Raw genomic sequence first — 23,509 nt, forward strand, 5'->3', positions numbered from 1 at the left:
AGGGGTCAAAGCTTATTCAATTGAATAGTTAGCTTTGCCATAAAGCTATAAATTACACTGGAAGCAATGTGAGCAATGTCGTGTCAAAAAGAACTAGTGCAAGTTCAATTAAGTTCAGTGTCATCACCGTCTCCAAGTTGAATCTGGTAACTCGACGTCCTTGTGAACTTCTCTTATTCCCTAAGACGAGATAAATAATAATTATTCTCATTTATCTCGTCAACCCCTAAATGAGAAAAAATCTCATTTAATTTTTATGACAGTGCTACAACTGCTTCACGAAATGAATTCTTGATTCGATCAAAGGCTCTTTTACTTCAAACTTTTCAATTAGATAACCATTTCTCAGTAAGAGTCTTAACATAGAAGGAAATTGATTACGAGATTTCACCTTAAGTTGAGAATAAGCGTGTTTTTTGACCCAGATCTCCTGATAATCGAGTAGCTTCTGTGCCACCCCTTTATTTCTAGCCAGAGGTGATACACCACCAAACCAGCTATAAAATGTGTTTTCGTCAATCTCATATCCAATTTTAAACCCAAGTAGCTGGCCATTTTCTTCAGCTACCTGAATGAGGTATCGCTTGCCGTCTAATCGTTCGGACAAGCTTTCTACGCTTTCTTTATGTATGAACTCTTCGATAGTCGCGACAATCTCAACACATTCTTCTAGTGTTCCAAGTCGATATTCAACGCTCATCGGTTCTCCTTAAAACAACAAAGGCTGGCACAAGCCAGCCTTTGAATATGTGTAAGCTGAGTTATTCCGCGTCTTTTAGAAACTGAGCAGGCTGAGCATTTTCTTCTGCCAACCACTCAGCGACATCTTTAGCAAAGTAAGTCAGGATACCGTCGGCACCTGCGCGCTTAAAGCAAAGCAGTGATTCCATCACAGTCTCACGCTCTTTAAGCCAACCGTTTTGGAATGCCGCTTTATGCATCGCATACTCGCCAGACACTTGATAAGCGAACGTCGGGACTTGCAGTTCCGATTTAACACGACGCACCACATCAAGATATGGCATACCCGGCTTGACCATCACCATGTCCGCACCTTCGTTGACATCCATCGCGACCTCGTGCACCGCTTCATCAGTGTTGGCCGGATCCATTTGGTAGTTTTTCTTGTTACCACCCTTAAGGTTACCCGCTGAGCCGACTGCATCACGGAAAGGTCCATAGTAATAAGATGCGTATTTCGCAGAGTAAGCCATGATCTGAGTATTGATGTGGCCTGCTTCTTCCAGCGCTTCACGAATCGCGCCAATTCGACCATCCATCATGTCTGATGGCGCAACCACATCAGCGCCCGCTTCCGCATGAGACAAAGCCTGTTTGACCAAAACTTCTGTCGTTGCATCGTTCAGAACATAACCTTCTTCATCGATGATGCCGTCTTGACCGTGCGTCGTGAACGGGTCAAGAGCCACATCAGTGATCACGCCAATTTCTGGCACATGCTCTTTTAAAGAACGTACCGCGCGCTGAACTAGCCCTTCAGGGTTGTAGGCTTCAGCTGCGCACAAGCTTTTGGCATCTTGATTCACCACAGGGAACAACGCAATCGCTGGAACCCCAAGCCTTGCTAAGTACTGTGCTTCTTCCAACATCAGGTCGATAGACAGACGCTCAATTCCAGGCATAGACTCAACGGTTTCACGGCGGTCTTTACCCATCAAGATAAACATTGGGTAGATCAGATCGCTTGTGGTTAATTGATTCTCAGCCATAAGGCGACGACTAAAGTCATGCTTGCGTATACGACGCATACGACGGCCAGGGAACTGACCTTGAATGGAAACTGACACTCTGTTCTCCTTGTGTGGTGAAAGTGCTTGATTTGCATGATATCACTCTTGCGTAATGACGCTAGCCGCAAGCAGTAAAAATGCAAGAAATGACCAAATGCTCACACTGCCGTATACTCAGGCCAAGCAAGCTTTACAGAGACAAACCATGATCGATACACACGCCCATATTTATGCCAGCGAATTTGATAGTGACCGCGACCAAGTCGTCGAGAGAGCCTTGGCTCAGGGGATAGACAAAATCCTGTTGCCAAACATCGATCTGGAGTCGATTGAGCCGATGCTAAAGACTGAAGCAGCCTATCCGCAAGTTTGTCGCTCAATGATGGGCCTTCATCCATGTTATGTCGATGGCAATGTTGAACAGACACTGCAGGTGATTCACCATTGGTTTGAGAAACACAACTTTATTGCTGTAGGCGAAATTGGTATTGACCTCTACTGGGATAAAACCTACAAAGCCGAGCAGGAAATGGCCTTTGTCACCCAGCTCAACTGGGCCAAAGAGATGAAGCTACCTGTCGTCATCCACACCCGTGACTCCATTGAAGAAACACTTCAGCTGCTTGAACAGGAACAAGATGGCTCGTTGTCTGGCGTATTCCACTGTTTTGGTGGCAGTGTAGAAGAAGCCAAAGCAATCAATGGATTAGGCTTTCACCTCGGTTTGGGTGGTGTATCGACGTTTAAAAATGGTGGCATGGACAAAGTCATTCCGTCGCTGGATATGGACTATGTCATTCTTGAAACCGACTGCCCTTACCTAGCTCCAGTGCCACACCGTGGCAAACGCAATGAACCTGCATACACATCCTTGGTTGCCCAGCGAGTCGCTGATTTACGTGGCATCAGTGTCAAACAAGTCGATGCCATCACCACGTCCAACGCGACTAAGCTATTCCAGTTGTAGTACAAAAAAGGCTTGCCACTTGGCAAGCCTTTTTCTGATTTGAACGCCTATTCTCCAGCTTCTTCCTGCTCTTGTTCATCATTCTTACGCACATAGAAGCGCGCAAAGAACAAGCCAACCTCAAACAATAAGCACATTGGGATCGCCAGCAAGGTTTGCGAAATCATATCTGGTGGCGTTAGCATCATGCCGACAATAAATGCAGCAACGATGATATACGGTCGCTTCTCACTTAGGCTCTTCGGATCGGTTGCCCCTGTCCAGCACAACAGGATGATCGCCACCGGCACTTCAAAAGCAATGCCAAAGGCCAAAAACAACGCCAGAACGAAATCGAGGTAGCTGGAAATATCCGTGGCAAACTCTACGCCGCCCAGTGATATCGCCGTAAAGAAGCCAAATACCAGTGGGAATACCACAAAGTACGCGAAGGCTACGCCACAGTAGAACAGCAGTGAGCTAGAGAACATCAGCGGCATGATCAAGCGCCGTTCATGTTTGTATAGCCCAGGCGCAACAAATGCCCAGACCTGATAAAGGATAAAGGGGACCGCAATAAAGATTGACGCTATTAAAGTCAGTTTAAGTGGGGTAAAGAAAGGCGATGCAACATCCGTTGCAATCATCGTTGCACCTTCCGGCAGGCGTTCAACGAGTGGCGCGGAGACAAACTCATAGATGTCATTCGCAAAATAGATCAAGCCAACAAAAACCACCAGCACCGCAACAATCGCCCGAAGCAGGCGGTTACGCAATTCCAGCAAATGGCTGATCAAAGGTTGTGTCTGCTCAACAGAAGACATGAAAACCTCTACTCTAAAAGATCGAAAAGGAGCTGCACAGCAGCAGCTCCCCTAATGCGAGACTATTCGGCTTTTTTATCTGCCTGAGGCGCTGCCTGAGTATCAAGAGTCTCTACAGCAGCCACTGAGTCATTGGCGTCAGGAATGGATTGTACTTTATCCGCTTCCGTTTCAGCACCTTGAGGTGCTGAGTCGCTTTTACTCGCATATGGGCGTTGCACATCTTGAGCGGCCTGCTTAAGTTCTTCAACAGAAGACTTCAGCTCTGGTGATAGGTCTTCCATCCCCATTTTCTCAGCCTTGCGCAAATTTTCCTGCAGTTCCTGAACTTTCAGTTCATGTGAAAGCTCATCTTTCACACTGTTTGCCATGTTTTTCGCCGCGCCGACAAATCGGGACACACTACGAATAGCATGAGGCAAACGTTCAGGGCCAAGAACCACTAACCCGACGACAGATATTAATACCAGTTCCCAGAAACCGATATCAAACACGTGTTATGCCTGCTCTTTGTCTTTCTTAGTTTCAGCAGAAGTGTCTGTTTTCTGCTGTTCAATATTTTTTGGCTCGAAGTCCGCATCTTTTTTTGCTGGCTCTTCATCGCTCATGGCTTTTTTGAAGCCTTTCACTGCGCCGCCCAGATCACCACCGATACCACGTAGTTTCTTAGTACCAAACAGAAGAATAACGATGACAGCAATAATCAAAAGTTGCCAAATACTAATACCACCCATTTTCTATACCTCGGGTCTTATTAAACAAATTATTTCAAGAGTTTAACGTCTATTGACGATAAGCTCGCCAACTGAGCAGCCAAAATGTGACACCGCCAATAGCCGTGGCCATCGATAACTGCTCGTACGGGCTGTTGACCAATATTGCCGAGCATACGACTAATGTGGCCCCAACACCAAATAAAAATTTCCCCGTTGCCTGCTGACGCTTCGTAGTACGGTAACCCTGATAGAGCTGGTCCATACGCTGATTCATCATCTTGCCTTGGCGTAAGCTGTCATATAGAAGCTCTGGCAATTCAGGCAACTTCTCAGCCCAAAACGGCGCACGATCTTTGATCGCATTTATGACGGCTTGCGGGCCAACCTGATTCATCATCCACTCTTCAAGGAATGGCTTCGCGGTTTGCCAAAGATCAAGCTGAGGATAAAGCTGACGACCTAAACCTTCCACGTACAGCAATGTCTTTTGCAGTAGCACCAACTGGGGCTGAACTTCCATATTGAAACGGCGAGCAGTATTGAACAGATTCAGTAGTACATGACCGAATGAAATCTCACATAGCGGCTTAGCAAAAATGGGCTCACACACTACGCGGATAGCAAATTCAAACTCGTCGATGTTCGTTTCACGTGGAACCCAACCCGACTCAACATGCAACTCGGCAACACGGCGATAATCTCGATTGAAAAACGCCAAGAAGTTTTCCGCTAAATAACGCTTATCTTCGCTATTTAGTGTGCCAACAATGCCACAATCCAAACCAATCCATCTTGGATTATGTGGATGATCAGGGCTTACAAACACGTTGCCCGGATGCATGTCAGCATGGAAAAAGCTATCACGGAAGACTTGAGTGAAGAACACACTCACGCCACGCTCAGCCAGCAGCTTCATATTGGTGCCGTTGGCCTTCAAGCCTTCAATGTCCGAAACTTGGATGCCGTATATTCGCTCAGAAACCATTACAGTTTCATTACTAAAATCAGTAATTATTTCAGGAACGTACAGTTCTTCACTGCCTTCAAAGTTCCTTCTTAACTGAATCGCGTTTGCCGCCTCTCGTCGTAAGTCTAATTCATCGAGTAAGGTTTTTTCATACTCACGCACCACTTCGACGGGTTTTAAACGACGTGCTTCAGGTAAAGCTTTGGCGACTATACGCGCCATTCGATACATCAGTTTTAGATCTGCATCAATGACCGGACGAATATCTGGCCGGATAACCTTTAATACCACTTCTTGGTTAGTTGATTTGAGCTTGGCAGTATGGACCTGAGCGATGGATGCTGACGCCAGTGGTGTAATATCGAAATCACTAAACCAATTTTCCAGTGGTCCCCCCAACGCCTGTTCAATCTGCTCTTTAGCTAATTGTCCATCAAAAGGAGAAACCTGATCCTGAAGTAACGCCAGTGGGTCAGCAATGTGAGCAGGAAAGAGATCACGTCGGGTCGACATCATCTGACCAAACTTAATCCATACTGGCCCCAACTCTTGCAACGCAAGGCGTAGCCTTTCACCTAACTCTTTGTCCGCATGTTGTTTTTTAATCCAGAATAGGGCTTTACGAGCAAGCAAAGGCGCTTTGGTTAACTGATGATTAGGCAACAGCTCGTCCAGTCCATATTCGAGCTGAACTTTGATAATACGGTAGAGGCGTTTTAATTCTGCCGGAGTCATGCGCGCTCCAGTAATTGATTCAACTTAGCTTCAATACGAGCGGCTTGGCTTGTAACCTCATCCACCTGATCGCAGAAATGAGCTATTTCCAGTGGTGCAGGCGCCAGTTTCCACTCTTCGGTAATGACCTGTGCCAAATGGTTTTGGTGCTTGTTTGCTTTGGTTTTAACCAACTGGCCAAGGTTCGACACGCCTTGTACTAAGCTATGAGCTACGACATCCCCGGTCACACGAGAGAGCCACTCTTCGATGTCTGGCTTACAATCTGTCATTAACTGAGAAAACTTCTGAGCTAGCTGAATATCCCCTTCCAAGATCACTTTATCTTGTTTGATCAGCTTGGTGATATTCGACTGCTCACGCAGTTCAGGTAGCACAGAAAGGTTAAGTGACAGATAGCAATCCGGTTCCCCTTCATAATGAGCCAACACATCAATTTGTTGGCTAAACACAAAGGTCAATGTCTTATTAAGCTCTTTAAGGTGAACTTGAATCACTTGACCTTTAAGGCGGGAAAGACGACGCCCTAACTCTGGGTCGTCGTTAATCAATGTATTGAGAGTCGATTCAATCGCAGCAGTGACAAGAGGTTCAAATGGCATAGCAATCCTCTAACCTCAAAATTTGTAACCACGGTGCAGCGCAACAATACCGCCAGTCAGGTTGTAGTAGCTGGTCTTGTCGAAACCCGCTTCTTCCATCATGCCTTTGAGCGTTTTCTGATCTGGATGCATGCGGATAGACTCTGCCAGATAACGGTAACTCTCCGAATCATTCACCACCAGCTCGCCCATTTTGGGTAGCAGATGGAAAGAATAGGCATCGTAAATTTTCGATAACGGCTCGAGTACTGGCTTAGAAAATTCCAGCACCAATAGGCGGCCACCTGGTTTTAAAACGCGGAACATCGAGCGCAGGGCTTTGTCTTTGTCTGTCACATTACGCAGACAGAAACTGATAGTGATGGCATCAAAGTAATCATCTGGAAAAGGCAGTTCTTCGGCGTTAGCTTGAACGTAATGCACGTTACCCACAATGCCTTTGTCACGCAGTTTGTCGCGTCCCACATTGAGCATTGAGTTGTTAATATCAGCCAGAACCACATGACCTTTTTCACCGACAATGCGAGAGAACTTCGCCGTCAGATCACCCGTACCCCCACCTAAGTCAAGCACACGTTGGCCCGGGCGCACTCCACTGCAATCAATCGTGAAACGCTTCCAAAGACGGTGCACACCACCGGACATTAAGTCATTCATGATGTCGTATTTGGCGGCAACAGAATGGAATACTTCTGCGACCTTGGCGACTTTCTCTTCTTTGGCTACCGTGGTGAAACCAAAATGCGTGGTTTCATTTGATTCTAAAGCTGTATTCGACTGCACGCTTGTATCCGTCATGATGATTCCTCTTCGAGCAACGCTATGAATAAATACGGCTGAGCGCTGCGGGGCGATTAGTTTACTTTATCCTCAGCCGGATGTCTTTCCGCGATAGAATCATTTTCACTCAGCGCATTATTTTCTGTGAGCCCATCATACTGAGATAGCTCCGTCAGACTCGGCGATATTGGCTTTTTGACCTCCACTCCTAGTTGCTTAAAGCTTTCTGCTTGACGAATCACATTGCCTCGACCAGTAGCAAGCTTGTTCATCGCGCCTTGATAACTCTGATTGGCCTTGTCCAACGCAGCACCAAGACCTTCCATATCGTCCACAAACAGGCGCAGCTTGTCATACAGTTTACTGGCTCGCTCGGCAATGATTTGTGCATTTTGATTCTGTCGTTCATTGCGCCATAGATTATCAATCGTACGCAATGCCACTAGTAAAGTGGTTGGGCTAACTAAGATGATATTGTGTTCCATCGCATCCTTCACCAGATCGGGGTCAGCCTGAATAGCAACCTGAAACGCCGGCTCAACAGGGATAAACATCAGCACGTAATCGAGACTCTGGATCCCTTTCAGTTGATGATAATCTTTTTGTGATAATCCTTTAATGTGTGACCTTAATGATAGTAAGTGGTCACTTAATGCTTGTTCCTGCTCAGAGTTAGATTCCGCATTGAAATAACGTTCATACGCCACCAGCGTCATTTTAGAGTCAACTACTACCTGTTTATCTTGCGGCAAGTGGACAATCACATCCGGCTGATAGCGCTTACCTGCTTCATTTTGCAAGCTAACCTGAGTCTGGTATTCATGCCCTTCACGTAATCCAGACTCAGCCAATACTCGGGCAAGTACCACTTCACCCCAGTTACCCTGCTGTTTATTATCGCCTTTTAATGCTTGGGTGAGGTTAACCGCTTCACGCGTCATCTGTTCATTGAGGCGTTGTAGGTTTTTCAGCTCATGGACTAAGGTATGACGCTCCTTCGCTTCCACCGTAAAGCTATCGTTGACCTGCTTCTTAAAGCCTTCTAACTGCTCTTTGAGTGGGGTGAGCAAACCTTCAAGACTCTGGCGGTTTTGTTGATCAACTTTGGCAGTTTTCGCCTCAAATAACTGATTCGCAAGGTGTTCAAATTGTTGCTTTAGACGAGTTTCGGCCTGCTCTAACAATTGCAGTTTGTCGCGATTGGCTTTGTTTTCTTCCTCATGACGCGCTTCTTGCTCTCTAAGCTGAGCTTCGAGTTGCGCTTTCTGATCGCGGCTGTGGTTTAACTCCTTGGCGTATTGCTCACGTTCTTGCTTAACCGCCTCGAAGTAGCGTAACTTTTCCAGCACCGCCATCAGCTTGCCATGAGACTGTTTTAACTCATAGGCAGCTTTGTCTCGCTCACTATCCAGCTCATCCAACTCCTGATGGGCTTGCTCAAGCTCTTTTTTTAACTGGGTAATTTGCGTATTAGCGAGCTGTTGATTGGACTCAAGCTGCTGTTTGAGAAGTTGTTGATCAAAACGCATTTTCTGCCTGATCCACCAACCAACTCCGAGCCCGCTGATTGCAGCGCTGCCTATAACACTAATAAGTAGGGCTTGGTTGTCCAGAATCCATTGCATAATCAAGGTTTAACTCTTATTTCAAGTACTGTTTCAATGGTATTTTACCACTGGATAAATGTCCAGTTTGTCGACCAGATATCGAACAGCTAGACTAAGCGCTCTTTAATTCACCTCACCGCCAATCACCAACAACTCGAGTGTTGGTTTAATGAAGGAACATCATGAACGAGCGACGTGCTTTAGGTTTTGCTTTGTCTGCCGTCTTACTGTGGTCTACCGTTGCCACCGCTTTTAAATTAACTCTCGCAGAATTTACTCCAATACAAATGCTAACCGCTGCCAGCGTAGTTTCAGCTGTGGCTCTGACAGCCGTATGTCTTTTTCAGGGTAAGCTATCTTCGCTATCAAGCACCTTCATGGCCAACCCTTGGTATTACTTGTTACTCGGGTTGATCAATCCACTGGCTTACTACGTGATTCTGTTCAAAGCGTATGACTTACTTCCTGCCTCACAGGCACAAGCGATCAACTATAGCTGGGCAATTACACTGACCTTGATGGCAGCCATCTTTCTCGGTCAGAAGATCCGCAAACAAGATTGGCTGGCGTGTACATTGAGTTATTTTGGCGTCATCGTGATCGCTACTAAAGGTGACATACTGGGGCTGAGTTTTGAAAGCCCAGTGGGTGTCGGGTTAGCTCTATTGTCTACGTTGCTTTGGGCCAGTTATTGGATCCTGAATGCCAAAAACAAGGCAGACCCTATCGTCGGCGTCTTGCTTGGCTTTTTAGTGGCGATCCCGTTTGCAGTTGCTCTGAGTGTGTATGAAGGCGCTCATTGGCGTGGCATCTCATTACAAGGTTGGTTAGCCGTGACTTATGTGGGCTTGTTTGAAATGGGAGTGACTTTCGTCCTTTGGCTCAGCGCACTCAAACTGACACAAAACACCGCGCGGATAAGCAACCTGATTTTCGCTTCACCTTTCATTTCTCTGGCGCTGCTTGCCACAGTTATTGGTGAAGAAATTCACCCGACCACTCTGATAGGTTTGCTTCTGATCATTACAGGGTTGGTGATCCAGCAGATCAAGTTGGGCAAAAAAGATCTCACTCAATCAACCAGTTAACATTATTAGAACAATTGGTAAGCCATCTCACTTCCCTGACCTCGTACCTCATCAATTTTTCCAGTGAGGTCAGGAGAAACACGCAATGCCGCTGCGGCTTTGTGTCGACTCAAATACCCTTGCTTCTCATCTATACTGAGCATGGAATCCCATTTACGGTCAATATCGCGAGCTAAAAACATTAAGCAGGCGAGCCTTTTTGATTCCACCGCCTTGCTTGGATGATTCACATTGGCGATAGCATCAATCAATTCTGAGGGAAACTTCCAGCTTTCCGCTAAGGCCGCCCCCAATTGCTGTGCGTCCGTACCGAGCACTTCTCTTTGCACTTCAACTGGATTCTCTCCTTCTGCAACCCGACGGCTTATCTCCAACGCTTTTTCAGGCTCTAAGGAGTGGATCATCAACTCTCCAATATTATGTAGTATGCCGGCAATAAACGCTTCATTAGGGTCCACTTTGACGTCCTTAGCGATGGTACTGGCAACAGTTGCAACCTCAAAGGTACTGGCCCAGTAATCTTTAATATTGAGAGTTTCCAGTTTGGGAAAGGTGGAGGCGAGAATAGATGATGAAATCAAATTTCGAATCGCGCCGACACCAATGCGCACAATCGCATCGTTGATGTTCGACACTCCTTTTACACCACCAAATTGCGCTGAGTTTGCCATCCTTAACACACGCGCTAACAACACCTGATCCATGGCCATTTTCTTTGCCAGCTCACCAAAATCAATTTGCTCCCTGTTCACCATCTCCAGCAATTCCTGAAGCACACTTTCGATTCTGGGTAATTCATTAATTCTTGAGATCAGCGCTTGATAGCTCATATACCACTCCTTCAGCAAGTTCTGTCCTCATTTACTATAGGATAGAAATTCAGCAAAAGAGGGATAGCCACAATATCGCGCTTCCCGATCAAGAGGGCTTGACAGAGAAATAAGCGATAAATTCAATAAGAAAAACTCAATAATTGATCAAAAAATATTCATGCGTTCGCATTGTCGTAATAGTATATTGATCCTCTCAATAAGAATTGAGATGACAACAATAACTATAAAAAGCTGGCTGTATGATTCTATTCCACTCCGTTCAGAATAAGCTTTCGACTAAGCAACGCGTCATAAAAATTGGCTATCGTGAAGCGCAGGTACTTGACCTGCTACTCAAACACTCCCCTGAGGTCGTCAAAAAACACGACATCGTTCAACATGCTTGGGGCAGCGAGTATATTGGCGAGACTTCACTGGCGAAAAGCATCAGTACACTGAGGCAAGCCCTCGTTAAACTGGGCGCGAAAGAGTCCCCGATTGTGACGGTGCCTAAAGTCGGTTACCGACTGGTAGGCCATTGTATTGCGTATGCACCTGCCGCTCTTCCATCACAAACCATCAATCGTGAAGCAAACACTCCCCTAACTGCAACACCATCAAGTCACTCTCTTAAATTCAAGCTGTCTTTTGAGGAGTGTAAATCGCCACTGTGTTATGTTGTAGCGATTGCACTACTGTTTGCATCAGGCATTCTGGCTTTAAGCAAGCTGCACGGATGGCGTTGGGAAGACATTCCCAGTGATCAGTATCTGACTCAGCACACCATAGGACAGCTACAAGTCTTTACAGAGCCACAAACCCGACTTAGCCTGCCACTGCGTCAGCTTTTATCGAAGAACCAGTGTGATTGCGTGGTTTATATCGAGAAAAACGAGCACTTTTCTGAACTCTCATGGCTAGATAAACAGCGCCGACAGTCCATCAATATCTTCTACGCCCCCAGTCAGCTCAAACAAGTTTCAGCTCAGATTGAACGTTTTGTACAGGAGGGGCAACTATGATCCCATACCTAACACTAGTGATTGCCGCGATTGTCTTCTCGACTGTCTTAAGCCTACCTTGGTCAAATCGTATTGAAGATAATCGCTATCAACACAGTGAAATTCATATTCAGCCTGACAATCGAGTCTTCCGCTCTGATGGATTGACACGAATTGAAAACAACCAAGTGGTGCATTTAGCCTCGCTTCAAGATGAGAATATGGATCAGCCGATTGTGATTCGTTTTCAGGGCCAAGCGGAATCATTCCGTCAGTTTGGTTTTTCATTGTCTGGTATCATCAACCTGCTCTCGGTACAAACGTTAACCCCTGTGATGAACGATGCGACCATTTCGCCCTACCTCTTGCTCAATGACGACCCTTACACACTTGATATCGATATTCTTTATTCCACTGACCGTTTCGTGATTGTGCGTGATAGGCAAACAGGCCGAGTTCAACTGCTGGCTAAGCGATAAACATCGACAAAGCTCACCAGCCTAAGCGTTATCTTCCCATGGTTTAGCCAGTACAGGCCCTCCTGTTCTTCCTCCAACCTAAACACATCACAATTTTTCTAAATCCCATCGAAGCAAGATCACACCCATCAATCAGCGATGATTTTCATTACATAAAAATGACAAATAACACAATTCAACTAATTGAATTTAAATAGAAATAAAATTCAACTCTTTTCAGTATTGTAAATTACATGACTATGGAAAGGTAAACCTGTTGCTTTGATAAGCAGCCAACAATGACAACACAACTTCATAAAACTAAGAAAAATCACGAAAGGAAACGTCTATGTCTACGGTGAAAAAACATGTGTTATCAGCAGCGGTACTTTCCGTTCTCTCTGCAGGCGCACAAGCCAAGATTTACCCTGATCAGTTAGTACTTGATCAACTGGGTGAAGATGTCTGCCGTTCTGGCTACCGTCCTATCGATCGATTCGAAGCCTCTGAGCAAAAGGACTACATTGTTTCTCGCATGGGTCAGTGGCAAATCGCAGGACTAAAGGACAACTGGGTGATAATGGGCTCTGGTTACCATGGTCAAATCAAGCAGGATAACCCCAATAGCAGCACTTGGTGCTACCCTGACAACGCTTTGTCTGAAATTCCAAACTACCCTTCTAAATCCATCCCAGAAGGTGATGAACTGGACATTCAGTATGAGCTGGTAACTAATCACTCCAACTTTGTTCGTCCATTAAGCTACCTTGCTCATTATCTCGGATACGCTTGGGTTGGCGGTAACCATAGCCAATACGTCGGCGAAGATATGGATGTCAGACGTGAAGGCGACGGCTGGGTAATTCAAGGCAATAATGACGGCTCATGCAGTGGCTATCGCTGTGATGAGAAAACCAAAATCACCGTCGATAACTTTGCCTATACTCTTAACGACAGCGATTTCTGGCACGGCACTGTGACTGAGTCGGATCGTCAGTTGGTAAAAACCGTAACGGCAGTTGCTCGCAACAACAGTGATATTCCACAGCAGGTCGTGGTCGATCTGAAAGTGGATGAGTCTACCAACTGGTCTAAAACCAACAGCTATGGTTTTGCTCAGAAGGTATCGACAGAAAACACCTTCAAATGGCCTTTGGTCGGTGACACCAAACTGACCATCACTCTAGAAGCCAATCAAAGCTTCGCTAACACGAATGGTGGCTCCACCAGCGAGCAGGTGACGCTTCAAGCAAGACCAACCGTACCTGCAAATTCGGAAATCCCAATTCGTGTCGAGTTGTACCGTTCGAGCATCTCCTATCCGTATCGCTTTGGCGCGGATATCAGCTACGATGTCGAATTTAATGGCTTCCTACGCTGGGGTGGCAACGCGTGGCATTCTCATCCTGACAACCGCCCTTACAAAGCACACACCTTTACGATGGGACGCGGTAGCGAAAACTCCGCAGATATCCGTTATCAATGGGATCACCGCTATATTCCTGGTGAAGTCAAATGGTGGGATTGGAGCTGGGCCATCAACGAGAATGGTTTAGGTAACATGCAGTACGCAACAGGAGCCAGCCTACGTCCGTTTTACTCTTACGTCTCTGGGGATTTCTACGCCGAATCTCAATTTGCTGGCACGATCGAAATCGGTCAAGCCACACCGATTGGCACTGCAGCACAAGGCAGCCGCGTTAAACGCTCAGCGGAAGCTCTGGTGAGTGAACGAATCGGTGATATCGAAGTCACCACTAACTTCGATGCACAAGAACTTGAGGCTCTTGGCTTCGGTGATGCTCAGTTGACCATTACACCAGCTAAATAACTTGCCCATAGGCCAATATGCAAAAACGGAAGAGCTCCCCACTCTTCCGTTTTTTATTAGTGAGAATTTATACCCACTGGCCAGCAACAAAACCTGAGCTCCAGCACCACTGGAAGTTGTAACCTCCGAGCCAACCTGTCACGTCCATTACTTCACCAATGAAATACAGGCCTTTAACATCCTTGCATTCCATCGTTTTTGACGACAAGTGATCAGTATCAACGCCACCTAGCGTTACTTCTGCAGTGCGATAGCCTTCTGTTCCGTTGGGCGCGATGGTCCAGTTTTCTAGCTGCTGGGTAATCTGTTTCAGCTGATGAACGCCAAACTGCTTGAGTGGCATATCTGTTAGCACTTTACGTTCAATCAGCACTTCCACTAAGCGCTTCGGCAAAACTTTGGCTAAGGTATTTTTCAGGCTTTGGTTCGGGTGCTTTTCCAAAGAGCGGATCAGCAAAGTATCAATATCTGCATCCGGTACAAGATTCACAGTTACCGCTTCGCCTGGCTTCCAGTAGGACGAGACCTGTAGGACAGAAGGTCCAGATAATCCGCGATGAGTAAACAGCAAGGCTTCTTTGAAGGTTGTATTGCTTTGCGTGGTGATTTCGACAGGAATCGCGATACCGGACAGCTCAGCTAAATCCTCTTTATCTTCTTTGTGTAAGGTAAATGGCACCAAGCCCGCCGTCGTCGGCAACACAGGCAAGCCAAATTGCTCTGCCACTTTGTAGCCAAAGGGCGTCGCGCCCAGTTTTGGCATCGACAATCCGCCAGTCGCTACCACCAAGGAGTGACATTCAATCACCTCGGTATTGGCGTGCAACTCAAAGCCCGTGTTGGTTTTTTCAATATGGTGAATATCCTGACGATAGCGTTGCTCTACCGTCGGCAAGTCACACTCTGCAAGTAGCATTTTGACGATGTCTTTCGAGTCGCAATCACCGACACAGAACAGTTGACCATGATCGCGCTCTTCAAACTCGATTTCATGCTTGTAGATCATCGAGATAAAGTCCCAGTTGGTGTATTGGGCCAATGCTGACTTCACGAAGTGTGGATTACGACATAAGTAATTTTTGGCTGAGACATCGTAGTTAGTGAAATTACAGCGACCGCCGCCCGAGATAAGGATTTTCCGGCCCGGTTTTTTAGCGTGATCCAGCACAAGCACTTTTCGCCCACGCTTACCTGCTTCTGCAGCACACATCAAGCCAGCCGCACCTGCACCGATGACGACCACATCAAACTTTTCCGTCATGACCTTTTCTCAACCAAAATCCAATAAAAAAGGATGTGCGTTTAGCACATCCTTAGCCAGTTTCGGCGCTATTCTAACGGCAAATGCAGCGCTTGCCAAATCACCCGTTATAAGATGAACGCCGCAAATAGCGTCACTCCAAGCAGTGAAGTTGAGAGAATAAAGAGCTCTCTCACTCGCTCACATTTACCGGTAAACACTTCATCGTGATGATGGTGGTACTCTTTGCTCTTCAGGTAATGGAACAGTCTCACTTGTTTAGTGACATTACCATGAGTGGTAAAGAAGCCATTTCCGTCGACTTGCTGATAGAGCAGCGGATGCGCTTCACGCATGATGTAGATAAGAGAACGCAGCGCAGTTAGATACCTAGCCATATTGACTAGAGTCACTAGCATCAGCGTGAATAGAATAGTATCAGCATTGATCATCTTTTCCTCCCTACACCTTCTATACGAAGCCCAGAAGAAAAAGACGATCTGCTTAGAGAGTCTTTCGCTGAAGTTTATTCAGCAGGGGCATCCATGATAGAAGATGAACCTTCTTTCGCTAGAGCCGCTAGGTCTTTATCGATAAAGAACAGCGCTTTGCCGTCTTCACCAACCAACTCTAGCTTGTCTAAAATCCCTTTAAACAACTTCTCTTCCTCGTGCTGCTCAGCGACGTACCACTGCAAGAAGTTGAAAGTAGAGTAATCTTGAGATGTAAACGCTAAATGAGCCAGCTTATTGATTTTTTGAGTAATCATCTGCTCATGCTCATAGGTTTCACGGAAGACGTCGCCTAGGCTGCCGAACTCATGTTTTGGAGCATCAATCGCCCCTAGAATTGGCATCGCGCCTGTTTCGCTCACGTAAGTGAATAGTCTTTGCATGTGCTCCATTTCTTCTACAGCATGCGCACGTAAAAATTCAGCAGCACCTTCAAAACCGTTGTCTTCACACCAAGCACTCATTTGTAAGTATAGATTGGATGAGAAAAATTCGAGATTAATTTGCTCATTCAATTGATCAACCATTGCCTGTGAAAGCATTTATCACTCCTAATTAACTCGATGAACTTCAATGAACTATATCATTTCCACACCATAACACTTTGACGAATGAATGTGGATCTGAGATCACCACGGCAAAATTTTTCTCACCTTAGTGCTAACCTATAATCAGATACCTAAATGGAGGTAGCACTATGAGTTATCAACATATTTTAGTTGCTGTAGACCTATCTGAAGACAGTAAAATCTTAGTAGATAAAGCGGTAGCCCTTGCCAAACCTCTCGGCGCCGATGTCTCGTTTATTCATATTGATGTCAACTATGCTGAACTGTATACCGGCTTGATTGACATTAACCTCGCCGAAACCCAGCATCAGGCTATCGAAGCCTCTCAGCAGCAACTGCAGAGCTTTGCTGAGCACGCCAATCACCCTATCAAGCACACCTTAGTTGGTAGCGGTGATCTAGGTAATGAGCTGTGCGATACCATCAAAGAGTTCAACATCGATTTAGTGGTATGTGGTCATCATCAGGACTTTTGGAGCAAACTGCTGTCTTCCACTCGACAGCTGATCAATTGCTCTCCGGTCGACATGTTGGTCGTGCCACTTAAAGACTGATCGTGGCTGAGTTTTGGTATAGACTGCAGAACAGTTGTTGATAATGAGTATTAATCATGGGTTATCTATCTGCAGTCACCCTGTTGTGGGCGTTCTCGTTTAGCCTGATTGGCGTTTATCTTGCTGGTCAGGTTGATTCTTGGTTCTCTGTGCTAATGCGCGTTGCGCTCGCCAGTTTAGTGTTTATTCCATTCCTTAAGTTTAAAGGAGTTGATAAATCGCTAATCATTAAGCTGATGACCGTGGGCGGTTTCCAGCTTGGTTTAATGTATTGCTTCTACTACCAGTCTTTTCTTTTACTCTCTGTACCGGAAGTTCTACTGTTCACCGTATTCACACCGATCTACGTCACCTTGATTTACGATTTACTCAAAGGTCGATTCTCACCTTGGTACCTAGTAACTGCCGTCATCGCGGTGGCGGGCGCGGCCTTCATTAAGTTTGCAGGTATCAATGAAAACTTCTTGATCGGCTTCCTTGTTGTGCAAGGTGCTAACGTATGTTTTGCCATCGGTCAGGTGGGTTACAAATACCTGATGGAGAAGCAACCGGTTGATTTACCCCAGCATACGATCTTTGGTTATTTCTACTTAGGTGCTCTGTGTGTTGCCTTAGTGGCGTTTGCGTTGATGGGCAATATCGATAAGATGCCAACCACCAGCACGCAGTGGGGCATTCTGATTTATCTAGGTCTGATCGCTTCAGGTTTCGGCTACTTTGCCTGGAACAAAGGAGCGACTATGGTGAACGCTGGCGCGCTAGCGGTTATGAACAACGCGCTGGTTCCTGCGGGGCTAATCGTCAACATAGTGATTTGGAATCGAGACGTTGACCTAACCCGCCTAGCGATTGGCGGTGCGATCATCATGCTATCGTTGTGGATTAACGAAACCTGGGTCAAACGTAAAGTCGCCCAAGGTTATCAAGCCGCAAGCTAACAAAAAAACGCTCTCCAGTTGGAGAGCGTTTTTTTATCAATGCATATTGGGTGTCGATGCCGGTTCGAACATTTCTGGTGGCAGGTTCAAGGCAGGGTTTTGACTGAGACGTGCCTTAATTTTAGCCTCGTGCTTTTGCAGTTTGTGTTGCTTCTTAGCCAGCTTCAATAGCTTCTTCTGCTGCTTGTAGTGTTTCTTAAGTGCTTTCTTAGCCTTCTTAATCGCTTTCTTATCGGACAAGTCCAGCGTCAGCTCATCGGCAGTGGTTTTGGGTTCTGTAGACACCTTAGGCTGCGCTTTCTCTTTAACTCGCTCCACCACGCGACGCACCGCTTGGGACTTCTCTTCAGAGAGGTGAGGTACTTGAGTCTCTTGAGGTGGTAAAGCTTCCGCTAGTAAACCACAGGCGCGTTGCTGCTCTATAGGTTTGCTCTGGCACTGCTGAGGAGGAATGGCGGCAGGTTTGCACAAAGAGGTTTTCTCTGCTGAAGATCGAGCACAAGAACGACAGACAAACTTAGGTGCGACCACCAAACGATGGATTTCATTCAATCCATCAGCAATTTGCTTGCGATTCATCTTACAAAGTCGTTTAGCCATGCTACCACTCCAGCTAAGAATACGAATAATTCTTAGTATGATATACCTGCATGGTGACGATTAAGCAAGCACTAAATAACGCTGTAAAATACGATTGAGTGCTAAGTCATTGATGCATTCACATAAACGTCAAAACGATTTTTTTTCGTCTCAATAGTCATCGCGGGCTTTTGCCCATTCAGCCACTCTGCGTAGTCAGGTCTCTTAACCACCACCCTTTTACTCGCAAGGGCTAACGCAGGTTCTAACAGCTTATCAGCATCCAGATCGGCCCCGACCAGAGATTGAAAAACTCGCATTTCCTTTTTGACCAGTGCACTCTTCTTTTTGCCTTCTGGATGTGGGTACATAGGGTCTAAGTAAACCACATCAGGCTTAGTAAACTCTGAGTCGTTAGCCAGAGATTCTAAGGCGTTATGGCTAGAAGCATGAAGTAGAGACATTCGCTCACTGACCCAGTCTCCGATTTCTGGGTCCTGCTTTGCTCGTTCCAATCCATCATCTAACAAGGCTGCCACAACAGGGTGACGTTCCACCATTTGTACTTTACAACCTAGTGAAGCCAGTACAAACGCATCACGGCCCAACCCCGCCGTACCATCGAGCACTGTGGGTGTCACGCCTTTATTCAAACCGGCAGATTTTGCAATCGCCTGCCCTTTTCCACCACCAAACTTGCGCCTGTGAGCTACTGCACCACCCGCTAGTTCGACGAAGATAGCGCCCAACTTAGGCTCATCGACTTTACGCAGCTCTAAGCGTTCCGCAGTCAGAACCAGCGCAAAGGGGCTTTGTTGATCATGCGACAGACCCCAACGCTGAGCCAACTGATTCAGTTGCTCATTTCGGTTCGGATCTTCACTAATGAGTTGTAGCTGCACGATAGGCTCCATAGGAGTGGTCAAATTCTCGGGCGCCAGTGTAATGGATTTTGCTAGTTGACACTATGCTTGTCAGTCAGCAGCTCATCGACCAGCTCTTCAAGTGGTTTGGGTTTGCCAATCACGTATCCCTGAGCGTAGTCAACTTCCAACTCGACTAAGAGGTCGATGATACGGCTATTTTCAACAAACTCAGCAACGGTTTTCTTACCCATTTGCTTTGCCAGGTCATTGATTGAGCGAACCATCAAGTGATCGACTTCATTGACATCGATATCTCGGACAAATAATCCGTCAATTTTAACGATGTCGACTGGCAATTTTTTCAGATAGCCAAATGATGACAAGCCAGAGCCGAAATCGTCGAGCGCTATCTTACAACCAAGCTGTTTAAACTGAGTAAACAGATCTATTGCCTGATTCATATTACTCATTGCCGCCGTTTCGGTAATTTCAAGACAGATTTTTTCACACGGTACAGGGCTGTGCTGAAGCGTATCCAATAGGAAGGCGATGAACTCCTTATTGCCCATTGAGTGGCCAGAGAGGTTAATCGAACACATGCCAAGATTCGCCAACGCCACAGGATTGGCAGCCAGCCAATCTAAGGTTTGAGTCACCACCTGTTTATCGAGCAACTGGGCAATGTTGTACCGCTCAGAGGCAGGCATAAAGATGCCTGGAGAAATGTATTCACCTGCCGCGTTACGTATACGGATGAGGATCTCAAAATGCATCAGCAACTCTTGTTGGTTTAGAGCTAATATTTGCTGAGCAAACAGCTCAATGCGCTGATTCGCCAGTGCATTGTGAACCAAACTGACACATTCCATTTCCTGTTCACGGCGGCGCAAATCAGCGTCATCTTGGCAGTAAAGGTTGAAACGGTTGCGCCCTTCTTCCTTCGCCGCGTGACAAGCTGTATCAGCCTGCGCATGAACCATTTGCGGAGAATCAGCGGTATGATCAATCAAACGAATTCCTATCGAACACGTCAGGTTGAGACGAATCTCATCCCAAACAAAAGGTTGCTCACTAAGTGTCATGATAATCGTATTGGCAACGTTTTTAGCATCACGCTCAGTACAGTCTTTGAGTAGCACTGCAAACTCGTCGCCGCCCATGCGCGCGAGAATGGCGTTATACGGTAAGACCTCTTCCAGCATGCTAGCGCAGAACTGGATGGCGGTATCTCCAGCCTCATGGCCCGCCGTGTCATTGAGCACCTTAAGCTGATCGAGGTCCAAATACAGCATGGCATGAGTACGTGTATAGCTTTCCACTTCCACTAATGACTTCGCCAGCTCCATCTCAAAGTGATTCCGGTTAAACGTCCCTGTCAGCAAATCGTGACGAGCCTGATACTCTAATTGCTCTGCTAACTGCTTAGTTTCGGTAATATCTTCACCAACGATCAGCAAGTGCCCTGACTCGACAAGCGGACGAATATTTTCACGGATCCACACCGGTTTGCCATCGGCATGACGGTACTCAATTTCTCGCCGCCAAACGCCACGCATTGCTTGTTTCGGCTGTAACAATACCTGACGAGGGATAACCGCATCTTCATGTAGGTAGAACTCTCTTAGCCGGTGCCCGAGTACTTTGTCTGATGAATAACCAATCAGTTGCTCAGCAAATTGGTTTACCTGTTGAATACGGTTGTGCTCATCAAGCGTAATCATCATCACAGGCTGCTGGTCGTAATAATGACTAAGGTTGGCCTCTCTCTGATAGAGACGTGCCTCTGTGATTTTCCTAGAGGTGATGTCACGAGCTTCCAATAAATACTCCGCTCCCTGCCCCATTTCGGGTAGAGGCTTGAGTGACATTTCAAGCACCATGGTCCCCTGCTCGGTGTGCCAGATTTCAGCTTCAAACTGAGTATTCTGCTTCTGGTGTCGATCATTGAAGTAGCGTTTTAATTTATCTGCCGCATGGTCTTCCCAGTGTTGGTGTTGCCAAATCGGCCGATCAACACTGAAATTCTGATGATAGAGGAGTTCTTGCAGCTTACTGTTGCTGGATATTGACCGCCCCTGTGCATCCAACAGGCCGATAAAGTGGTAGCTCTGGTCAAAGACCATCTCAAGCAAAGTTTGGCTCTCTTTGGCTAAGGATTCGCTTTTCTTAAGTCGGCTCAGGTAGTAAACCAAGCCAATGATGATCACCGACAGCAAGACAACCAGCCCAGTAATGATTCTCAGCTCTTTCTCATACCGAACCGCAAAAGGTAGCGGCTTATTGAATAGGGTTGTCGCGGCCTCTCCTTCAATGCCCAACCCCCATTTAACAACAGCTTGGTAATCCAGTTTGATTTCAGGAGTCGCCACTTCAACTTTAGGTAACGATTGATCGTCAGCTTTTAGCACTTTAAGAAGCTGTTTAGCCGTTTGCTGCCCTTGTGTTCGGCCATTGAGGATAACGCCTCCAACCGCACCATTGCCAAGCCCTAAGTCATGCACCATATATATCGGAGCATTAGACTCTCGACTGAGTTTTTTCCACTCTTGATTCGTGGCTATCCGGCCTTGCTTATCTCGGTAATAGACCCAAAACAGTATGCTACTTTTGCTATCAAGGCTGGCAGAAAAGTCTATCAGCTGCTGGTAGCTTTCCGGTACTAGTAGCTCAACCATTGGTTGATATTCACTATTGAGGGTCAGGAAATGTTCAACCTGTCGCCTAACCGCTTGACCTGTGACAGAGTAGTCACTGACAACATAAATCTTTTCCACTTGCGGCTGTATACGTTCAATCAAGGCAACATTACTATAGATATCAATATCTTCTATTACTCCCGTTGCTCTTAGTTGTGAATGCATTTGTGGTCTGTAGTGGTTGATGCCACCAAATACCACAGGCGTATCACCAAGCTCGGGGGCCAAGCGTTGCATTAGGTTAAGTGCATTGTTATCACTCACTACAATAGCTGTGAATATTTCCTGAGAAAACTTGGTTTGATAAAGCTTATAGAGCTGTTCTAAGTAGGCTGGATTTTGTAATCGTTTTGAGTCGAGGTACACCACGCGCGTGGCAATATCCTCTCCTCTCAACACATCCTCAAGACCACGCTGAAATGCATCAGTCCAAAAAAAACCTTGGTGATAAGAGTGAACAATCAGTACATCTTTGTCTTTGGCATGAGCATAAGGGAGCGCCGCACAAAATACAGCTAGAAGAATCAGGCAAAAGCGCACTAAAATAGCTCTCAGATGAAGTTAGCAATTAGTTTAATAGTATCACTCTTGTTGATATTTTGAACTAAGGACATAGCGTTTTAAGTAGGGATAAAGATGCAAGCTCACCATACCAAGCTCGATGACCTTGACCGTGCGATCTTAAAAACACTGATGGAAAATGCCAAAACTGCCTACGCGGAGATGGCGAAACAATTCGAGGTCAGCCCAGCCACTATCCATGTTCGCATCGAGAAGATGAAAGCGGCCGACATCATTCAAGGCACTGAGGTGATCGTTGATACCAAAAAGTTGGGTTACGATGTGTGTTGCTTTATCGGCATCAACCTTAATGCTGCTCGAGACTACCATTCGGCACTTGAGAAGCTAAATGCATTGGAGGAAGTGGTTGAAGCCTATTACACCACTGGAGCCTATAATATCTTCGTTAAACTGATGTGTCGCTCAATTGAAGAGCTCCAGTTTGTTCTGATAGATAAACTTCAGGCTATCGATGAGGTTCAATCAACAGAGACTTTGATTTCTCTCCAGAACCCCATCAACCGTAACGTTAATCCATAAGCAAGAAGGCCTGCATAATGCAGGCCTTCTTTATGTTATTTGGATTCTAGGTACTTTTTGAGTTCTTCGGCAGAAATGCCTTGTTCGGCAATCGTTTTTGCAATCGAAGCAACCTCTTCCCCTTTGCGGTCTTCCACTACCTGTTGAAACTGGTACACAATATCACGCAACATATGAAGTGGCACTTGCTTCGCTGCACTGCGAATACGCTCTCCACTTTGGTTACCCAGCTCGTTCAATAGTTTTCCAAACATCACTTTTTCCGGAGCATCTTCTAGTTGTTCCAGTACACGAGCCATTTCATAAGTTGTCATCGACATCGAGGTTTAATATCCA

The 23,509-nt window shown here is 46.2% G+C and carries 25 protein-coding genes; 8 read left to right on the forward strand and 17 right to left on the reverse strand.

Going from position 1 to position 23,509, the window contains the following annotated elements:
- Positions 1-265: 265 nt before the first annotated feature.
- Entirely contained in the window at positions 266-700 is a 435-nt protein-coding gene (locus L1D23_RS18460; RefSeq protein ID WP_239869986.1) for a GNAT family N-acetyltransferase, read from the reverse strand.
- A gap of 61 nt (positions 701-761) precedes the next feature.
- On the reverse strand, positions 762-1,808 hold the full coding sequence (gene hemB, locus L1D23_RS18465; RefSeq protein WP_239838740.1) for a porphobilinogen synthase: 1,047 nt from the start codon (positions 1,806-1,808) through the stop codon (positions 762-764).
- A 148-nt stretch (positions 1,809-1,956) separates the two neighbouring features.
- Between hemB and L1D23_RS18470 the strand changes: the two genes are divergently transcribed.
- The gene (locus tag L1D23_RS18470) at positions 1,957-2,718 is read left to right on the forward strand and encodes a TatD family hydrolase (RefSeq protein WP_239870213.1); all 762 of its coding nucleotides are present in this window, start codon (positions 1,957-1,959) and stop codon (positions 2,716-2,718) included.
- A gap of 47 nt (positions 2,719-2,765) precedes the next feature.
- On the opposite strand, the gene tatC is transcribed toward L1D23_RS18470, so the two are convergent.
- The 7 genes from tatC to rmuC all read right to left on the reverse strand — a co-directional run bounded on the left by tatC (position 2,766) and on the right by rmuC (position 8,946).
- A complete protein-coding gene (tatC, locus tag L1D23_RS18475; protein WP_239870007.1) occupies positions 2,766-3,521 on the reverse strand; it encodes a twin-arginine translocase subunit TatC in 756 nt (251 codons plus the stop codon).
- 62 nt (positions 3,522-3,583) lie between these two features.
- Entirely contained in the window at positions 3,584-4,015 is a 432-nt protein-coding gene (gene tatB / locus L1D23_RS18480) for a Sec-independent protein translocase protein TatB (protein WP_239870029.1), read from the reverse strand.
- A 3-nt stretch (positions 4,016-4,018) separates the two neighbouring features.
- A complete protein-coding gene (tatA, locus tag L1D23_RS18485; RefSeq protein WP_239870047.1) occupies positions 4,019-4,255 on the reverse strand; it encodes a Sec-independent protein translocase subunit TatA in 237 nt (78 codons plus the stop codon).
- Between the two features lie 49 nt (positions 4,256-4,304).
- Positions 4,305-5,939, reverse strand: coding sequence for a ubiquinone biosynthesis regulatory protein kinase UbiB (gene ubiB / locus L1D23_RS18490; RefSeq protein ID WP_239870067.1), 1,635 nt, complete (start codon positions 5,937-5,939; stop codon positions 4,305-4,307).
- Entirely contained in the window at positions 5,936-6,541 is a 606-nt protein-coding gene (locus tag L1D23_RS18495) for an SCP2 domain-containing protein (RefSeq protein ID WP_239870085.1), read from the reverse strand. The genes ubiB and L1D23_RS18495 overlap by 4 nt, the downstream gene beginning before the upstream one ends.
- Before the next feature lie 15 nt (positions 6,542-6,556).
- On the reverse strand, positions 6,557-7,339 hold the full coding sequence (ubiE, locus tag L1D23_RS18500) for a bifunctional demethylmenaquinone methyltransferase/2-methoxy-6-polyprenyl-1,4-benzoquinol methylase UbiE (RefSeq protein ID WP_239870088.1): 783 nt from the start codon (positions 7,337-7,339) through the stop codon (positions 6,557-6,559).
- Between the two features lie 56 nt (positions 7,340-7,395).
- On the reverse strand, positions 7,396-8,946 hold the full coding sequence (gene rmuC / locus L1D23_RS18505; RefSeq protein ID WP_239870091.1) for a DNA recombination protein RmuC: 1,551 nt from the start codon (positions 8,944-8,946) through the stop codon (positions 7,396-7,398).
- 164 nt (positions 8,947-9,110) lie between these two features.
- Between rmuC and L1D23_RS18510 the strand changes: the two genes are divergently transcribed.
- Entirely contained in the window at positions 9,111-10,016 is a 906-nt protein-coding gene (locus L1D23_RS18510) for a DMT family transporter (protein WP_239870094.1), read from the forward strand.
- 5 nt (positions 10,017-10,021) lie between these two features.
- Here L1D23_RS18510 and L1D23_RS18515 read toward each other — a convergent pair whose 3' ends face one another.
- Positions 10,022-10,846 (reverse strand): HDOD domain-containing protein, encoded by an 825-nt coding sequence (locus tag L1D23_RS18515; RefSeq protein WP_239838750.1) that lies wholly within the window; start codon positions 10,844-10,846, stop codon positions 10,022-10,024.
- Positions 10,847-11,088: 242 nt separating this feature from the next.
- On the opposite strand from L1D23_RS18515, the gene L1D23_RS18520 reads away from it, so the two are divergent.
- The 3 genes from L1D23_RS18520 (at position 11,089) to L1D23_RS18530 (ending at position 14,118) form a co-directional block, all read left to right on the forward strand.
- The gene (locus tag L1D23_RS18520; RefSeq protein WP_239870097.1) at positions 11,089-11,850 is read left to right on the forward strand and encodes a winged helix-turn-helix domain-containing protein; all 762 of its coding nucleotides are present in this window, start codon (positions 11,089-11,091) and stop codon (positions 11,848-11,850) included.
- On the forward strand, positions 11,847-12,308 hold the full coding sequence (locus L1D23_RS18525) for a hypothetical protein (RefSeq protein ID WP_239838752.1): 462 nt from the start codon (positions 11,847-11,849) through the stop codon (positions 12,306-12,308). Before L1D23_RS18520 ends, L1D23_RS18525 begins: the two co-directional genes overlap by 4 nt.
- A gap of 328 nt (positions 12,309-12,636) precedes the next feature.
- Complete coding sequence (locus L1D23_RS18530; RefSeq protein WP_239870100.1) at positions 12,637-14,118, forward strand: aerolysin family beta-barrel pore-forming toxin; 1,482 nt, start codon at positions 12,637-12,639, stop codon at positions 14,116-14,118.
- 67 nt (positions 14,119-14,185) lie between these two features.
- Here L1D23_RS18530 and L1D23_RS18535 read toward each other — a convergent pair whose 3' ends face one another.
- The 3 genes from L1D23_RS18535 to ftnA all read right to left on the reverse strand — a co-directional run bounded on the left by L1D23_RS18535 (position 14,186) and on the right by ftnA (position 16,412).
- Positions 14,186-15,379: an NAD(P)/FAD-dependent oxidoreductase gene (locus L1D23_RS18535; protein WP_239870119.1), complete on the reverse strand. Its 1,194-nt coding sequence runs from the start codon at positions 15,377-15,379 to the stop codon at positions 14,186-14,188.
- A 107-nt stretch (positions 15,380-15,486) separates the two neighbouring features.
- The gene (uspB, locus tag L1D23_RS18540; RefSeq protein ID WP_239838755.1) at positions 15,487-15,810 is read right to left on the reverse strand and encodes a universal stress protein UspB; all 324 of its coding nucleotides are present in this window, start codon (positions 15,808-15,810) and stop codon (positions 15,487-15,489) included.
- 74 nt (positions 15,811-15,884) lie between these two features.
- The gene (ftnA, locus tag L1D23_RS18545) at positions 15,885-16,412 is read right to left on the reverse strand and encodes a non-heme ferritin (RefSeq protein WP_239838756.1); all 528 of its coding nucleotides are present in this window, start codon (positions 16,410-16,412) and stop codon (positions 15,885-15,887) included.
- Positions 16,413-16,567: 155 nt separating this feature from the next.
- On the opposite strand from ftnA, the gene uspA reads away from it, so the two are divergent.
- Complete coding sequence (uspA, locus tag L1D23_RS18550; protein WP_239838757.1) at positions 16,568-16,993, forward strand: universal stress protein UspA; 426 nt, start codon at positions 16,568-16,570, stop codon at positions 16,991-16,993.
- Positions 16,994-17,049: 56 nt separating this feature from the next.
- Positions 17,050-17,931, forward strand: a complete 882-nt coding sequence (locus L1D23_RS18555) for a carboxylate/amino acid/amine transporter (RefSeq protein WP_239870122.1) — start codon at positions 17,050-17,052, stop codon at positions 17,929-17,931.
- 36 nt (positions 17,932-17,967) lie between these two features.
- Here the strand turns inward: L1D23_RS18555 and L1D23_RS18560 are convergent, their stop codons facing one another.
- The 3 genes from L1D23_RS18560 to L1D23_RS18570 all read right to left on the reverse strand — a co-directional run bounded on the left by L1D23_RS18560 (position 17,968) and on the right by L1D23_RS18570 (position 22,612).
- Complete coding sequence (locus tag L1D23_RS18560; protein WP_239870125.1) at positions 17,968-18,531, reverse strand: hypothetical protein; 564 nt, start codon at positions 18,529-18,531, stop codon at positions 17,968-17,970.
- A gap of 101 nt (positions 18,532-18,632) precedes the next feature.
- Complete coding sequence (locus L1D23_RS18565; protein WP_239870128.1) at positions 18,633-19,412, reverse strand: class I SAM-dependent methyltransferase; 780 nt, start codon at positions 19,410-19,412, stop codon at positions 18,633-18,635.
- 53 nt (positions 19,413-19,465) lie between these two features.
- Positions 19,466-22,612 (reverse strand): EAL domain-containing protein, encoded by a 3,147-nt coding sequence (locus tag L1D23_RS18570; protein ID WP_239870146.1) that lies wholly within the window; start codon positions 22,610-22,612, stop codon positions 19,466-19,468.
- A gap of 96 nt (positions 22,613-22,708) precedes the next feature.
- On the opposite strand from L1D23_RS18570, the gene asnC reads away from it, so the two are divergent.
- Positions 22,709-23,173: a transcriptional regulator AsnC gene (gene asnC, locus L1D23_RS18575; RefSeq protein WP_239838762.1), complete on the forward strand. Its 465-nt coding sequence runs from the start codon at positions 22,709-22,711 to the stop codon at positions 23,171-23,173.
- Between the two features lie 35 nt (positions 23,174-23,208).
- On the opposite strand, the gene L1D23_RS18580 is transcribed toward asnC, so the two are convergent.
- Positions 23,209-23,493 (reverse strand): hypothetical protein, encoded by a 285-nt coding sequence (locus L1D23_RS18580; protein ID WP_239838763.1) that lies wholly within the window; start codon positions 23,491-23,493, stop codon positions 23,209-23,211.
- Positions 23,494-23,509: the final 16 nt, after the last annotated feature.

The sequence above is a fragment of the Vibrio sp. Isolate24 genome (assembly GCF_022398215.1).
GTDB lineage: Bacteria > Pseudomonadota > Gammaproteobacteria > Enterobacterales > Vibrionaceae > Vibrio > Vibrio coralliilyticus_A.